Origin of the sequence: Planobispora rosea, assembly GCF_014648175.1 — a bacterium.
In the GTDB taxonomy this organism is placed as follows: Bacteria; Actinomycetota; Actinomycetes; order Streptosporangiales; family Streptosporangiaceae; genus Planobispora; species Planobispora rosea.
This window is the reverse complement of record NZ_BMQP01000039.1, coordinates 44,909-59,802: the sequence shown is the minus strand read 5'-3', so window position 1 is coordinate 59,802 and position 14,894 is coordinate 44,909. Positions and strand designations below refer to the sequence as shown.

At 72.6% G+C, this 14,894-nt stretch carries 13 protein-coding genes; 7 read left to right on the top strand and 6 right to left on the bottom strand.

Translation table 11 applies throughout. The annotated features are described in order from the left end of the window. Nucleotides 1-119 precede the first annotated feature (119 nt). A complete protein-coding gene (locus IEZ08_RS30045; RefSeq protein WP_176728360.1) occupies nucleotides 120-287 on the bottom strand; it encodes a hypothetical protein in 168 nt (55 codons plus the stop codon). 363 nt (nucleotides 288-650) lie between these two features. Here IEZ08_RS30045 and deoC point away from each other — a divergent pair, with 363 nt between their 5' ends. From deoC to IEZ08_RS30025, 4 genes are all read left to right on the top strand, one after another. Beyond that, complete coding sequence (gene deoC / locus IEZ08_RS30040) at nucleotides 651-1,589, top strand: deoxyribose-phosphate aldolase (protein WP_068920910.1); 939 nt, start codon at nucleotides 651-653, stop codon at nucleotides 1,587-1,589. A 4-nt stretch (nucleotides 1,590-1,593) separates the two neighbouring features. Continuing rightward, nucleotides 1,594-3,018 (top strand): aldehyde dehydrogenase family protein, encoded by a 1,425-nt coding sequence (locus IEZ08_RS30035; protein ID WP_068920911.1) that lies wholly within the window; start codon nucleotides 1,594-1,596, stop codon nucleotides 3,016-3,018. Further along, nucleotides 3,011-3,208 carry a hypothetical protein gene (locus IEZ08_RS30030; RefSeq protein WP_141703540.1) on the top strand — a complete coding sequence of 66 codons (198 nt, stop codon included), beginning with the start codon at nucleotides 3,011-3,013 and terminating at the stop codon, nucleotides 3,206-3,208. Before IEZ08_RS30035 ends, IEZ08_RS30030 begins: the two co-directional genes overlap by 8 nt. A 253-nt stretch (nucleotides 3,209-3,461) precedes the next feature. Further along, the gene (locus tag IEZ08_RS30025) at nucleotides 3,462-4,301 is read left to right on the top strand and encodes an aldehyde dehydrogenase family protein (protein ID WP_068928326.1); all 840 of its coding nucleotides are present in this window, start codon (nucleotides 3,462-3,464) and stop codon (nucleotides 4,299-4,301) included. A gap of 21 nt (nucleotides 4,302-4,322) precedes the next feature. Here the strand turns inward: IEZ08_RS30025 and IEZ08_RS30020 are convergent, their stop codons facing one another. Genes IEZ08_RS30020 through IEZ08_RS30010 form a run of 3 tightly spaced genes read right to left on the bottom strand, consistent with a single transcriptional unit; the run spans nucleotide 4,323 to nucleotide 6,823 of the window. Beyond that, nucleotides 4,323-5,729 carry an amidase gene (locus IEZ08_RS30020; RefSeq protein ID WP_068920912.1) on the bottom strand — a complete coding sequence of 469 codons (1,407 nt, stop codon included), beginning with the start codon at nucleotides 5,727-5,729 and terminating at the stop codon, nucleotides 4,323-4,325. A gap of 59 nt (nucleotides 5,730-5,788) precedes the next feature. Beyond that, nucleotides 5,789-5,977 (bottom strand): type II toxin-antitoxin system antitoxin, encoded by a 189-nt coding sequence (locus IEZ08_RS30015; RefSeq protein WP_068920913.1) that lies wholly within the window; start codon nucleotides 5,975-5,977, stop codon nucleotides 5,789-5,791. Nucleotides 5,978-5,980: 3 nt separating this feature from the next. Further along, entirely contained in the window at nucleotides 5,981-6,823 is an 843-nt protein-coding gene (locus tag IEZ08_RS30010) for an SPFH domain-containing protein (RefSeq protein WP_373294388.1), read from the bottom strand. Between the two features lie 206 nt (nucleotides 6,824-7,029). Here IEZ08_RS30010 and IEZ08_RS30005 point away from each other — a divergent pair, with 206 nt between their 5' ends. Beyond that, entirely contained in the window at nucleotides 7,030-7,734 is a 705-nt protein-coding gene (locus IEZ08_RS30005) for a hypothetical protein (protein WP_068920915.1), read from the top strand. Between the two features lie 100 nt (nucleotides 7,735-7,834). Here IEZ08_RS30005 and hrpB read toward each other — a convergent pair whose 3' ends face one another. Continuing rightward, nucleotides 7,835-10,441 carry an ATP-dependent helicase HrpB gene (gene hrpB, locus IEZ08_RS30000; RefSeq protein WP_189243449.1) on the bottom strand — a complete coding sequence of 869 codons (2,607 nt, stop codon included), beginning with the start codon at nucleotides 10,439-10,441 and terminating at the stop codon, nucleotides 7,835-7,837. Nucleotides 10,442-10,568: 127 nt separating this feature from the next. Next, the gene (locus IEZ08_RS29995) at nucleotides 10,569-11,183 is read right to left on the bottom strand and encodes a TetR/AcrR family transcriptional regulator (protein WP_189243448.1); all 615 of its coding nucleotides are present in this window, start codon (nucleotides 11,181-11,183) and stop codon (nucleotides 10,569-10,571) included. A 73-nt stretch (nucleotides 11,184-11,256) separates the two neighbouring features. On the opposite strand from IEZ08_RS29995, the gene IEZ08_RS29990 reads away from it, so the two are divergent. Together IEZ08_RS29990 and IEZ08_RS29985 are read left to right on the top strand one after the other, a co-directional pair. Continuing rightward, nucleotides 11,257-12,228, top strand: coding sequence for a hypothetical protein (locus tag IEZ08_RS29990; RefSeq protein WP_189243447.1), 972 nt, complete (start codon nucleotides 11,257-11,259; stop codon nucleotides 12,226-12,228). An 80-nt stretch (nucleotides 12,229-12,308) separates the two neighbouring features. After that, on the top strand, nucleotides 12,309-14,879 hold the full coding sequence (locus IEZ08_RS29985) for a glycosyl hydrolase family 18 protein (protein ID WP_084779522.1): 2,571 nt from the start codon (nucleotides 12,309-12,311) through the stop codon (nucleotides 14,877-14,879). Nucleotides 14,880-14,894: the final 15 nt, after the last annotated feature.

The window sequence follows — 14,894 nt, the reverse complement described above, 5'->3', positions numbered from 1 at the left end:
TAAGGAGAACGGAGGGCTTCAGGGAGGTGCGGGACGTGCCAGGCAGAGCTGGAGGATGTCCTACGGAGGTCGTGAGGCCCGGCCGGGTGGGAGGCGGCGGCCGGGCTCTCGTGAGGTGGTCATGCGGCGCTGATCTTGCGGAAGAGGCCCAGGCCCCGGCGGCGCTCCCCACCGGAGCGCGCCTTCCTGGCGGCTACGGCCTCGCGGGCGCGGCGGTACTCGGCGGCCTCGGCGCGGAGCTCGGCGGCGCGGTCGGTCATGGTCTGGAAGTGAAGTTCCGGGATCATCTCGGATCTCTCCTTGAGTGCTGCGATTTCCTTACACACTCAAGGTTCGGTCTAAGGCCCCCACCGCCACATCGGACGGATGCCTTATCTCCGGCGGCGATGTCGCCCGGGGATGCCTAGGAGGCTCCCGCCCCGCCGCCTTAGGGCCGGGCACCGCCTTAGGAGGGTGCGTGCGGAGGGCTGTCCGCGCGGGGATCGCCTGTGCGGAGGGCTGTCCGCGGGCTGTCCGCGCCGGGATTTCCCGTACGGCAGACCGTTCCGCGCCGGGGACTCGGCGAATGTTGACGAAAAGCTGTGAGACGACTCGGCCACGTCCAGTTTGGAACTAAACACACCAGTCGGCATGCTGGAGTGGTGTCAACTGTGACTACTTCGCTCGCCGACGTGGCCTCGTCCAACGCCACGCTGCGAGCCTTCCTGCACGGCCTGCCCGGTGTCGACCGGGTGGGCGCCGACCAGCGGGCCGCGATGCTCGGCACCCGATCGATCAAGACCACCGCCAAGGCCGGCGCCATCGACCTGGCCATCCGCATGGTGGACCTGACGACTCTTGAGGGTGCGGACACGCCCGGCAAGGTCCGCGCGATGTGCGCCAAGGCCGTCCACCCCGATCCGAGCGACCCGTCCGTGCCGAAGGTGGCCGCGGTCTGCGTCTACCCCGACCTGGTGGCCCAGGCGGTGGAGGCGCTCGGGAGCTCCGGGGTCAAGGTCGCCAGCGTCGCGACCGCGTTCCCGAGCGGACGCTCGTCCCTGGAGGTCAAGGTCGCCGACACCGCGCTCGCGGTGGCCGCCGGGGCCGACGAGATCGACATGGTGATCGACCGGGGCGCCTTCCTCGCGGGTGACTACGTGAAGGTCTTCGAGGAGATCGCCGCGATCAAGGAGGCCTGCGGCCCGGCGCACCTGAAGGTGATCCTGGAGACCGGCGAGCTGGCGACCTACGACAACGTACGGCGCGCGTCCTGGCTGGCCATGATGGCCGGGGGCGACTTCATCAAGACCTCCACGGGCAAGGTCCAGCCCGCCGCGACCCCCTCCGTGACGATGATCATGCTGGAGGCGGTCCGCGACTTCCTCGCGATGACCGGCCGCAAGGTCGGCGTGAAGCCCGCCGGCGGCATCCGGACCACCAAGGACGCGATCAAGATGCTCGTCCTGGTCAACGAGACCGCCGGCGAGGGCTGGCTGGATCCCGACTGGTTCCGCCTGGGTGCGTCCACCCTGCTCAACGACCTGCTGATGCAGCGCCAGAAGCTGTCCACCGGCCGGTACGCGGGCTCCGACTACTTCACTCTGGACTGAGGCGATGTTCGAATACGCACCGGCACCCGAGTCCCGCGACGTCGTCGACATCAAGCCGTCCTACGGCCTGTTCATCGACGGTGAGTTCACCGACGGCGCGGGCACGCCCTTCAAGACGGTCAACCCCGCCACCGAGGAGGTGCTGGCCGAGGTCGCCACCGCCTCCCAGGCGGACGTGGACCGCGCCGTGCGGGCCGCGCGCAAGGCGTTCGGCGCCTGGTCGGCGCTGCCCGGCTCCGAGCGGGCCAAGTACCTGTTCCGGATCGCCCGCATCGTCCAGGAGCGCTCGCGCGAGCTGGCGGTGCTGGAGACGCTGGACAACGGCAAGCCGATCCGCGAGGCGCGCGACGTGGACCTGCCGCTGGTCGCCGCGCACTTCTTCTACTACGCGGGTTGGGCCGACAAGCTCGGCTACGCCGGATACGGTCCCGATCCGAGGCCCCTGGGCGTGGCCGGCCAGGTCATCCCGTGGAACTTCCCGCTGCTCATGCTCGCCTGGAAGATCGCCCCCGCGCTGGCCTGCGGCAACACGGTGGTGCTCAAGCCCGCCGAGACGACGCCGCTGACCGCGCTGCTGTTCGCCGAGATCTGCCGCCAGGCCGAGCTCCCGCCCGGCGTGGTGAACATCGTGACCGGCGCCGGGGAGACCGGCGCGGCCGTGGTCAACCACCCCGACGTCAACAAGGTCGCCTTCACCGGCTCGACCGAGGTCGGCCGCATCATCGCGCGCAGCGTCGCGGGCTCCGCCAAGAAGGTGACGCTGGAGCTGGGCGGCAAGGCCGCCAACATCATCTTCGAGGACGCCGCGATCGACCAGGCGGTCGAGGGCATCGTCAACGGCATCTTCTTCAACCAGGGCCACGTCTGCTGCGCGGGCTCCCGGCTGCTGGTCCAGGAGTCGATCGCCGGGGACCTGATGGAGGCGCTCAAGCGTCGCCTGAGCATGCTCCGCCTCGGTGACCCGATGGACAAGAACACCGACATCGGCGCGATCAACTCCGCCGAGCAGCTCGCCCGGGTCCGCGAGCTGTCCGACATCGGCGAGGCCGAGGGCGCCGAGCGCTGGTCCCCGGCCTGCGCGCTGCCGGAGCGCGGCTTCTGGTTCCCGCCGACGATCTTCAGCGGCGTCGCCCAGTCCCACCGCATCGCCCGGGACGAGGTCTTCGGCCCGGTCCTGGCCGTGCTGACCTTCCGTACCCCGGCCGAGGCCGTGGAGAAGGCCAACAACACGGCCTACGGGCTCTCGGCCGGCGTCTGGACGGAGAAGGGCTCGCGCATCCTGTGGATGGCGGACCGGCTCCGCGCGGGCGTCGTGTGGGCCAACACCTTCAACAAGTTCGACCCGGCCTCGCCGTTCGGCGGCTACAAGGAGTCCGGGTACGGCAGGGAGGGCGGCCGTCACGGGCTGGAGGCGTATCTCGATGTGTGAGCATCGCGAGTCCCGGCGCCGGGCCCGCCGGGCCCAGGGCACCCGGGGCCACGGCTTCGCCCGGGCCGGCCGTCCGGACCGGCGCGGGTGGTTCGCCCACCGGTGCGGGGTGAGCCGCTGCGGTCAGATCTTCGTGCCGGTACGGCTGGCACAGCAGCAGACCATGTGGAGAGGGCGCGGAGATGAGTAAGACCGAGCGGGACGCGGCCAAGGCTCGGACCGCCAAGGCGCGGGCCGGGAAGGCGCGGGCCGTGAAGGAACCGGTCACGGAGATGCCGGTCACGGAGATGCCGGTGGAGGAGACGCCGGCCGCCGGCGGCCCGGTGGCCACGGCCCTGGTCGCGGAGGCCCCGCTGGCGCAGGCTCCGGCGTCCGGCACCGTGGCACCGGACGTCCCGGCCGCCGGGGCAGGCCGGGAGTCGGACGGGCAGCGGGCCGGTCGGCTGTCGGTGCGCAAGACCTACAAGCTGTACATCGGCGGGGCGTTCCCGCGTTCGGAGAGCGGAAGGTCCTACGTCGTGACCTCCTCCACGGGCGGTTTCCTGGCCAACGCGTCCAAGGCGTCCCGCAAGGACGCCCGCGACGCGGTGTCCGCCGCGCGCAAGGCGTTCGCCGGGTGGTCGGGCGCGACGCCGTACAACCGGGGGCAGATCCTCTACCGGATCGCCGAGATGCTGGAGAGCCGCCGGGCCCAGTTCGCCGCCGAGCTGGCCGACGCCGGGACCGAGCGGGCCGGGGAGGCCGTGGACGCGGCGATCGACCGGCTGGTCTGGTACGCCGGGTGGTCCGACAAGATCTCCGCGGTGGCGGGGTCGGCCAACCCCGTCGCCGGGCCGTACTTCAACATCTCCGCGCCCGAGCCGACCGGCGTCGTCGCGGTGGTCGCGCCGGACGACCCGCTGCTCGGCCTGGTCTCGGTGGTCGCCCCGGTGATCGTCACGGGCAACACGTGCGTCGTGGTCGCCAGCGAGCGGGCCCCGCTGCCGTCGATCACCCTGGCCGAGGTGCTCGCCACCTCCGACCTGCCCGGCGGCGTGGTGAACATCCTCACCGGCTCGGTGAAGGAGATCGCCCCCTGGCTGGCCGCGCACATGGACGTCAACGCGATCGACCTCACCGGCGTCGCCGACGAGGACCTGGCCGTCACCTGCGAGCAGGCCGCGGCGGAGAACCTCAAGCGCGTCCTGCGCCCGTCCGCCCCCGACTGGTCCGCCGACCCCGGCACCAGGCGGATGACGGCCTTCCTGGAGACCAAGACCGTCTGGCACCCCACCGGCCTCTGATCCTCCTCCGCCGCGCCTCGCTCAGGTGAGCGGGGCGTGGCGGGGCCAGGGGGCGGCGGCCTCCAACTGGGCGGCCAGGGTCAGGAGCTGGGTCTCGCCGCCGGGGGCCGCGACGAGCTGCACGCCGATCGGCAGGCCGGTGGAGTGCCTGCCGTACGGGACGGTCATGGCGGGCCAGCCCGCCATGTTCCACGCGGCGGTCGCCGGAGCGTAGGTCAGGTTGGCGCGGGCGTTGCCGAGCAGGCCGCGGTGTCCCCAGCGCTCGGCGCGCGGCGGGGCCGTCGCCAGCGTCGGGGTGACGAGCACGTCGGCGTCGCCGAACCACTGGTCGGCCCCGTGGGCGCGCCAGCGGTCGCGGCCCCGCGCGCCGTCCCATCTCAGCGCGCCCAGGATCCGCCCGGCGCGGGCCAGTGCCCTGGTCCGCCGCTCCAGCCTGCGCCGGTCGAGTCCGGCCGCGTCCTCGCGCGCGAGCGCGAACCAGGTGGCCACCGCGGCGGTGCCGGTCCACACGGGCAGCCGGACGTCGTGCTCCACGACCGTGTGCCCGGCCTCGCCGAGCAGGCGCGCGGCGCCGTTCACCGCCTCCTGGAACTCCCCGTCCACGGCGAACCCCGGCGGCAGCGGCCGGGGCGCGACGGCGACCTTGAGCCTCACCGGCTCGGAGGTGGTCAGCCCGCCCGGGTAGTCGTCGATCGACTCGCCGACCCGGAGGGACTCGGTCTCACCGGGCGTGGCCAGGGACATGTCACCGGACATCACGGCCAGGGCGAGGGCGAGGTCGGCCACCGTCGTGGCGAGCGGGCCGTTCTCCGACAGGCCGTGCCAGTCGGGTTCCGGCGGCGGGAGCACTCCCGTGCCGGGCTTGATCGAGACGATTCCGCAGCAGGCCGCCGGGATGCGCAGCGAGCCGAGCCCGTCGGTGCCGTGGGCCAGCGGGACCATCCCCGCCGCCACGGCCGCCGCGCTCCCGCCCGACGATCCGCCGGGGGTGCGTTCGAGGTTCCACGGGTTGCGGGTCACGCCGTACACGCTGTCGGAGAAACCCGCCAGGCACAGCTCCGGCACGTTGGTGATCCCGACGACCACCGCGCCGGCCTCCCGCAACCGGGCCACCACGGGATGGTCCCCGGCCGCGGGCGCGTCCGGTGTGGCGGCCGAGCCGTGGCGCACCGCCTCGCCCCGCACCGGAACGGTGTCCTTGACCGCGATCGGCACCCCGGCGAGCGGCAGCTCCGCCAGATCCTCCCGCTCCTGTACGGCACGCGCCTCCGCGACCGCCTCCTCGGCCCTGACCCTGCGGAACGCCCCCACGTTCCCGTCACGCTCGGCGATCGCCCGGAGATGCTCCTCGACGACCACCGGGACGGTGGCCTTTCCCCGTCGTACGGCTTCCGCGATCTCGATTGCGGATCTTCCCACCCACGACATGCACCGAGTGTGGTCCCGCAGGCACGGTCAGGGGAAGTGCCCTGTGCCGCAATCGGGTCTCAATCGGATGACGCGCCGTTGTCGGGCGTCCCGTCCTTCTTCGCGGCGCGGCCCGCTTCCTTCAGCGCCAGGCGCAGCGCGTACTCGATCTGCGCGTTGACGCTGCGCAGGTCGTCGGCCGCCCACTTGGCGATCGCCTCGTAGACGGCCGGGTCGAGCCGGAGCAGGAGTTTCTTCCGCTCGGGCATGGTCTAGGAGTAGAGACTGCCGGCGTTGACCACCGGCTGGGTCGCCCGGTCACCGCACAGGACGACCAGCAGGTTGGAGACCATCTGCGCCTTCCGCTCCTCGTCGAGATCCACCACGCCCTCCTCGGCCAGCCTGGTCAGGGCCAGCTGGACCATGCCCACCGCGCCGGACACGATGTGCGTGCGGGCCGCGACGACCTGGGCGGCCTGCTGGCGGACGAGCATCGCCTGGGCGATCTCCGGAGCATAGGCGAGATGCGTGATCCGTGCCTCCAGCACCTCGACTCCGGCGAGCTGGGTGCGCTCGCGCAGTTCGGCGGTGAGCTCCTCGGCGACCTCGGCGCCGTCGCGCAGGCTGGTACGGCCCTCCTGGTGGGCGTCGTAGGGGTGGCTGGTGGCCAGGTGCCGGACGGCGGCCTCGGACTGGATCGCGACGTACTCCTCGTAGTCGTCGACGGAGAACGCCGCCTTGGCGGTGTCGGTGACCTTGTAGACGACCACGGCCGCGATCTCCACCGGGTTGCCGTCGGCGTCGTTCACCTTGAGCTTGTTCGTCTCGAAGTTCCGGATCCGGAGGGTGACGTTCTGCTTGGTGGTGAAGGGCAGCACCCACTGGAAGCCCGGCGTGCTCACCGTGCCGATGTAGCGGCCGAGGAACTGCACGACCTTCGCCTCGTTGGGGTTGACGACCGTGAACCCGCTGAGCAGGACGAGCGCGGCGAGACCCCACGGTCCGACCGTGGCGACCAGCGCCGCAACCGAGTCGGTCCATCCGGCCGCCACCACGACCGCTCCCACGACCGCCGCCACGACCAGCAGCCCGACCAGGACCGCGAACCCGCTCATCCGGAAAGCCTGTCGCTCCATGAATCCTGCCTTTGCTATCGGAGTGATATCACCACGATATCCGACAGAGGGCGTCGCGCGCACGTCGTACGGCGGGCCGGACAGATGCACGGAAAGGCCCGCGGTGCCGGGCTTTCCGTGGTCGCACAGCGTTTGACCTGGAGGCTTTCAAGTGAAACGCAAGTGGGAGGCCGGATACTGAAACCATGTGGTTCCTCGACAAGACGGCTCGTCAGCTCCGTTCCAACCCCTGCCTGCTCACCTTCCGGCCCCCGGAGCCGGGGCGGCTGGAGAGCCTGCTCCGCCAGTACGACCCCGCGCTCAAGGTCTCGGGCGACTGGTTCGTCGTACGGGACGCCAAGGTGCGCTGGACGGAGGTCACCGAGGGCGTGGCCGCCAAGGCGGGCATCCCGGCCGACCGGAGGGGGGCGATCGTCGCCGACGGCGACAAGGACGCCGCCAGGTTCGTGCTCAACGCCCTCGCCAGCCGGATCGGCGGAGCGCTGTACCCGCCGGAGATCCAGGACGACTACGTCGACGTCCAGGTGAACCTGGGTGCCAAGCGCGGCGTGCTCGACTGCGAGGAGGTGGCCGAGCTGGTGCGCTCGGTCCTCGGGGAGCGGACCGTCCGCCACGATCACGAGCTGGGCCTGTGCTCCTTCGAAGGCGGGCCGGGCAGCGTCGTCAAGGCCTCCTACAGCTGGCCGACCTCCGACCTGATGGACCCCGAGGACCACGTGATCGACCTGGAGCTCGACGCCAGGGACCTCGCGAACCACCCGGGCCTGGAGCTCCTCTACCGCACCGCGGTCTCCCTCGCCGCCGCCCTCGACGCCACCGTCACCTCCTACGACATGCCCGTCACCCGGCTTGAGGACATCATCCCCACCCAGGACCGCCTGCCCGCCTGATCTGTCCCGGCCGCTCCGGCTCCGGGGGCGGGGCGCGCCTGCCTGCGGCGGCCTCGCGGCCTCCCGCGGCCTCACCGTCTCCCGCGGTCTCCCGCGGGGTTCAGCGGCGGGGGTCGGTGCGGCGGGTCGCCACGGCGGAGAGCGGGTCCTCGGGCCAGGGGTGCTTCGGGTAGCGGCCGCGCAGTTCGGCGCGGACCGCGCGGTAGCCCTCGCGCCAGAAGGAGGCGAGGTCGCCGGTGACGGCGGCCGGGCGCCCGGCGGGGGAGAGCAGGTGGACCACGAGGGGCACCCCGGCCACGCTCGGGGCCTCGTCCCAGCCGAACAGCTCCTGCAGCTTGGCGGCGAGGACCGGCCGCTCTCCGGAGTAGTCGATCCTGATCCGCGACCCGCTCGGCACCTCGATCCGCTCCGGAGCCGTCTCCTCCAGGCGGGCGCTCCACGGGACCAGCCGGAGCAGGGCCGCGGCCACGTCGATGCGCTCCAGGTCGGAACGGCGGCGGGCACGGGACAACTCGGGTTCCAGCCACAGGTCGGCGGCGCCGACGAGGGAGTCGTCGTCCACCGGGTGCCAGGGCTCGCCGAGCGCGCGGCGGCAGAACGCCAGGCGTTCGCGCAGGGCCGCGGCCTCGGGAGACCAGCGCAGCACCGACAGTCCCTCGGTGCGCAGTCCCGCAAGGACGGCGGGCCTGACGTCGGCGTCGCGGAGCGGGGACGAGGAGAGCTCGATCGCGCCGAGCCGCTCGACCCGCCGGGCCGAGACGTCGCCCTGCCGCTGTCCCGGAGGGATCCGCCAGGTGATCTCGTCACCGGATCCGTACAGCGGAGCGGCGGCGAGCCTGGCGATCTCCTCGTCGATCACGACGGCCTGCGTGATCCGTGCCGTCGCCGACCCGGTGGGCCGGTCCGCGACCGCGACGGCCAGCCACTCGGCCGTGCCGAGCCGCGATCCCGGGGGCAGTTCGGCGGCCGTTCCCGAGGCCATGAGGTAGGCGCCGCCGCGCCTGCGGGCCACCCGCTCGGGGTAGGCCAGAGCGACCACCATCCCGGCCAGGTGGTCGTCGTTCCGGGTGGCGATCGGGCCGATGGTCCGGGTGCCGGCCGGATCGGTGTGCCGGGCGGGGGCCGGGGAGCCGTCCTCCCGGGGTGCGGCCCGCGCCAGGCGTTCGGCCTCCCGGCGCCAGCGGGCGGAGAAGCCGTCTCCGCCCCGGCGGGCGGACCGCCAGATCGCGACGAGGTCGTCGCCCGCGTCCCGGGGGAGCTGCTCGGACAGGAGGGCGACGACCTCGGCGGCCCGAGGACCGAGGTCGATCAGGGCGCGGGCCAGGCGGGGGTGGACCCCGACGGCGGACATCCGCCTCCCCCGATCGGTGACGACGGCGTCGGAGAGCTCCGGGTCACCGGGCTGCCCGGCACCGGCCCGCGTGTCCGGGCCGGTGGAGGCGGCACGGGGCCGGAGGGCGCCGAGGGCGTGCAGGGTACGGCGGGCGGCGGCCATCGCGGCCGGCGGGGGCGGGTCGAGCAGGGCCAGGCCGGTCGCGGCGGGATCGCCCCAGCAGGCCGCCTGCAGCGCGAAGCCGGTCAGATCGGCGAGGGCGATCTCGGGCCGGGAGTACTCGGGGAGGCGGTCGTGCTCGGCCCGGGACCAGCACCGGTAGACCGTACCGGGAGCCTCCCGGCCCGCGCGTCCGGCTCGCTGCTCGGCCGAGGCGCGGGAGACGCGGACGGTGGTGAGCGAGCCGAGGCCACGGGCGTGGTCGGTGCGCGGCTCGCGAGCCAGGCCGGAGTCGACCACGACCCGGACGCCGGGCACGGTCAGGCTCGACTCGGCGACCGAGGTCGCGAGGATCACCCGCCGCGTCCGGCCGGGGGACAGGACCGCGTCCTGGACGTGGGCCGGAGCCTGCCCGTGGACCTGGAGGATCTGGACTCCGCCCGGGTCGAGCCCGGCGAGCATCCCGGCGACCCGGCCGATCTCGCCGACACCGGGCAGGAAGCACAGCACGTCCCCGTGCCGCTCGGCCAGCGCCCGCCGTACGACGTCGGCGACGTGGGACAGGAACGCGGGATCGACCCGGAGACCGTGCGGGGGCGCCGTGGGCCGGGGCGGCGGCGCCCAGATCGCGGTGACGGGGTGCAGGGTGCCGGAGGCGTGGATGATCGGGGCCGTCGCGTCCTCGCCGGTGCCGAGCAGGCGGGCCCAGGGAGCCGCGTCGGCGGTGGCGGAGGTGGCGAGCAGCCGCAGGTCGGGGCGGAGGGTGGCGCGGACGTCGAGGAGGAAGGCGAGGGCGGTGTCGGCGTCCAGATGGCGCTCATGGCACTCGTCCAGCAGGACCACGTCCACGCCGCCGAGCTCGGGGTCACGCTGAAGGCGCTGGAGGAGGACCCCGGTGGTGACGACCTCGACGATCGTGTCCGGCCCCGCCCTGCGCTCGCCCCGGACCGAGAAGCCGACCTCCGCGCCGACCCGCGACTCCAGCAGCCAGGCCATCCGCCGGGCCGCCGCCCGTACCGCCATCCGGCGCGGCTCGGCCACGATCGCCTTCCTGGTCGGCGGGCCGTCGAGGAGCCCGGCCAGGGCGAGCGGGAGCAGCGTGGTCTTGCCGGTGCCGGGAGGGGCGGTGAGTACGGCGACGCCGTACTCGTCCAGGGCGGCGGCCAGCTCGGGAAGGACATGCCGGACGGGCAGTCCGGACCACTCGGAACGCACCCGACCAGTCTCCCCGAAGGCGCGAGCGGAGGCGGGGGTGGCCGGAGGCCGGGATGGTGCGAGCGGAGGTGGAGGTGGCCGCAGGCCGGGATGGCGGTGCGGGTGGGGGCGGGGGTGGTGAGGGCGGTCAGATGGTGAGATCGCCGGTGAGGTAGCGCTGGACAGTGGGGCCGAGGGCGGCGGTCACCTGCTCTGTGCTGAGTGCGGTCATCGGCTCCACGTGGAGCAGGTACCGGGTGAGCGCCACACCGATCATCTGGGACGCCACCAGGACGGCCCGCGTCTCGCCGTCGTCGCCGCCCAGGTGCTCGGCGAGCGGGCGGAGGATCTCGGCGACCATGAAGTCCCTGAGGATCTGCCCGGCGGCGGGGGCGGACGTCGCGGCCTGCATGACGGCGCGGAGGCGGGGCGCGGCCGCCGGGTCGTCCCACAGGGACAGATAGCGCCGGATCAGGCGTTCGCCCAGCTCGGCGGGGGGACCGGCGTCGATCACCTCACGCAGCCGCCGCAGGGGCATGCCCGGTCCCCGGATCGCGGCGTCGAACAGGCCGTCCTTGCTGCCGAAGAAGTGCATGACCAGCGCCGGGTCCACTCCGGCCGCCGTGGCCACACCCCGGATCGTCGTCCCGCCGTATCCCTTCTCCTCGAACGCGCCCAGAGCGGCCGCCAGGATCGCCTCCCGCGTCTGGGGGGACTCACCGCTCCCACGCCGTCGTCCGGATCGTTTTGTCTGCTCCGTCACACTCTCTATTCAACCACGTTGAATTCGTCTACGTTGAATTCAACGCAGTTGAAGTCAACGAATGGTGAAAAAGATGAGAAAGATCATCGCTCTGCTCGCGGCGGTGACCGTCCTGGGCATGCTGTTCGCCGGATCGTTCCTCGGTGCCCTGCACAAGCCCGAGCCGCACGGGGTGCCCGTCGCGGTGGTGGCGCCGGAACCGGTGACACGGCACCTGCGGACGGCGCTGGACCAGCGCGGACCCGGCGCCTTCGAACTGTCCGGCTACCCGTCCGAGCAGGCCGCGCGCCAGGCGCTTCTCGATCGGGACGTCGAGGCGGTCCTGTTGCCGCAGGAGGGCAGGCTGGTGGTCGCCAGCGCGGGCGGGCGCACCGCCGCGACGGTCGTCACGCAGGTCTTCCAGTCCGCGGCGCAGGCTCAGGGCCGGTCGCTGGCCGTGGAGGACGCCGTCCCGCTCCCGCCCGGTGACCCGGGCGGCATCTCGGGTCTGTTCTACGTGCTCAGCCTGGTGATCCCGGGTATCGCGCTGGCGGTCCTGCTCTCGAGGCTCGCTCCCGGGCTCGGTCTCGCCGCCCGCCTCGGCGTGCTGGCGGCCGGTTCCCTGGCGGCCGGTACGGCGAACGCCTGGCTGGCCGACGTCGTCCTCGGCGCGCTCCCCGGCGCCTTCGGCGGGCTGGTGGCCGTCTCCTCCGGCATCACCCTGACCGTCGCCCTGGTCGCCGCCGGCCTGATGAAGGTCGTGGGACCGGGCGGGGTCGGGCTGGCCGCCCTGCTGTTCATCCCGATCGGCCTGCCCGCCGGCGGCGGCCCGCTCGGCGCCCGGTTCATCCCGGAGTGGTACGCCGCGATCGGCCAGTTCCTGCCCATCGGCCCCGGCGCCGCCGCCGTCACCAACGTCGTGCACTTCGACGGGGCGACGCTGGCCCGGCCGCTGGCCGTACTGGGCGGATGGGCTCTGCTGGGCCTGGTCCTGCTGGCGCTCCCGGCACGGCGCCCGGTCGGCCGTGACGTCCGCGAGGTTCGGGACGCCTTCGCGGCGCGGTGATTGGGCCTTGTTGGCAGGGGAGGGCGGAGTTACGATCCGCTTAATTGTTAGGAAACTTTCCTATAAGAAAGAGTTTCCGCATGCGCCGAACACCCCCCATCCTGTGCGCTCTCATCCTCCTGGCGGCCCTGGCCGCCACCCTCACGGCCACGCCCGCCGCGGCCGCCGCCCGCCTGACCGCCGCGTTCACCCTGACCGGCAGCCAGGGCAAGTTCGTGGTGAGCAACCCGGGCAGCACCCCGGTCACCGGCTGGTCGATCACCTTCGACCTGCCGCCCGGGGTCACCGTCGGCAATCCCCAGCACGCCACCACCACCCAGAGCGGGACGCGGGTCAAGCTCACCCCCGCGTTCTACATCAACACCGTGCGGGCGAACGGGAACACCGAACCGTACAGCCCCACCTTCACCCTCAGCTCGCCGGCCCAGCCGACGAGCTGCACGATCAACAACGCCGGCTGCGACGGGAGCGGCGACCCGCCGCCCCCGCCCGCGCCGGTCACCGCCACCTACACGGGCAGCGGGACGCGGGGCGGGTTCGTGATCGCCAACAACACCACCACCGCGCTCAGCGGCTGGTCGATCACCTTCGACCTGCCCGCGGGGGTCACCGCGAGCGGGGCCCAGCACGCGACGCTGAGCCAGAGCGGCCGCCAGGTCACGCTCACCCCCGCCCACTACAACACCACCGTGCCCGCGGGCGGATCCACCGAGCCGTACAGCCCGGCCTTCACCCTCAGCGCGTCCGCGGAGCCGGAGAACTGCCGGATCAACGACGTCCGGTGCGACGGGTCGGCGGACACGCCGCCCGCCGCGCCGGGGAACCTGCGCTCGCCGGTCAAGACCACGAAGACCGTCTCGCTGGCCTGGGACGCCTCGGTCCCCGGGAGCCTGCCGGTCACCGGCTACGAGGTCTACAACGGCGCCGCGCTCGCCGCGACGGTCACCGGCACGAGCACGACCCTCACCGGCCTGACCCCGAACACGGAGTACACCTTCAGCGTCAAGGCCAAGGACCGCAAGGGGAACACCTCCCCGGCCAGTTCCGGGCTGAAGGTCAGGACCAACGACCCCGGTGAGGACTCCCGGCCGCCCACCGCGCCGACCGGGCTGCGCAGCACCGGCAGGGGCCCGGCGAGCGTCTCGCTCGCCTGGACGGCGTCCACCGACAACACGGGCGTCGCCGGGTACGACGTCTACATCGGCGAGACCCTGAAGACGACCGTGCCCGGCACCACGGCGACCGTCAACGGGCTCTCGCCGTCCACCGAGTACACCTTCACCGTGCGGGCCCGCGATCTGTACGACAACGTCTCACCGCCGAGCAACGAGCTGAAGGCGAGCACCGCCGACATCGTCGGCGACGGTTACGCCAGGGTCGGTTACTTCGTGCAGTGGGGCATCTACGGTCGCCAGTACTTCGTGCGCAACCTCGACACCACCGGGGCCGCGGCGAAGCTGACCCACATCAACTACGCCTTCGGCAACGTCGACCCGGTCAACCTGACCTGTCTGCACGGGGTCACCAAGGGCACCTCGTCCAACCCGCAGGACCCCAACCAGGGGGACGGCGCGGGCGACGCGGACGCCGACTACGGCAGGCCGATGAGCGCGGCGCAGTCCGTGGACGGGGTCGGCGACACCGGCTGGGAGAAGCTGCGCGGCAACTACAACCAGCTCCGCAAGCTCAAGGCCAAGCACCCCCACCTGAAGGTGCTGATCTCCCTGGGCGGCTGGACCTACTCGAAGTACTTCTCCGACGTGGCCGCCACCGACGCCGCCCGGCGCAAGTTCGTCAGCTCCTGCATCGACGTCTACATCAAGGGCAACCTGCCGGTGTACAACGGCGCGGGCGGGCCGGGCACCGCCGCCGGGATCTTCGACGGCATCGACCTGGACTGGGAGTGGCCGGGGGCCGAGGGACACCCGGGCAACCACGTCAGCCCCGCCGACAAGCGGAACAACACGCTGCTGATCGCCGAGTTCCGCAGGCAGCTCGACGCGCTGACCGAGGAGACCGGTAAGCGCTACCAGCTGACCGCCTTCACCCCGGCGGACCCGGCCAAGATCGAGGCGGGCTGGGAGCTGGGCGAGGTCGCCAGGCACCTGGACATCTTCAACGTCCAGGGCTACGACTTCCACGGCTCGGGCAGCGACAACTCCTGGGAGCCGAACCGGACCGGCCACCAGGGCAACCTGTACGCCGACGCCGACGATCCGTACCCCTTCCACTTCAGCGTCGAGAACGCGGTCGACGAGTATCTGGACGCCGGGGTCAACCCGAGGAAGATCACCATCGGTCTCGCCTACTACGGCCGAGGCTGGCAGGGCGTCACCGACGGAGGCAGGCACGGCGAGTGGCAGGCGGCCACCGGCGCCGCCCCCGGCCAGTTCCAGGAGGAGGCGGGCACCCGCGGATACGCCAACCTCGTGGCGAGCGTGCCGGGCTGCACCGTACGGCACGACGAGCAGGCGGTGGCCACCTACTGCTTCACCGGCAACGGCGGCCAGTGGTGGACCTTCGACGACACCTGGTCGATCGCCCGCAAGACCGCGTGGGTACGGCAGAAGGGCCTGCTCGGCGTGATGATCTGGGAGATGTCCGGTGACACCGGTGTCCTGACCACCGCCGTCGACACCGGCCTGAGGTGACCGGCCTGAGGTGAC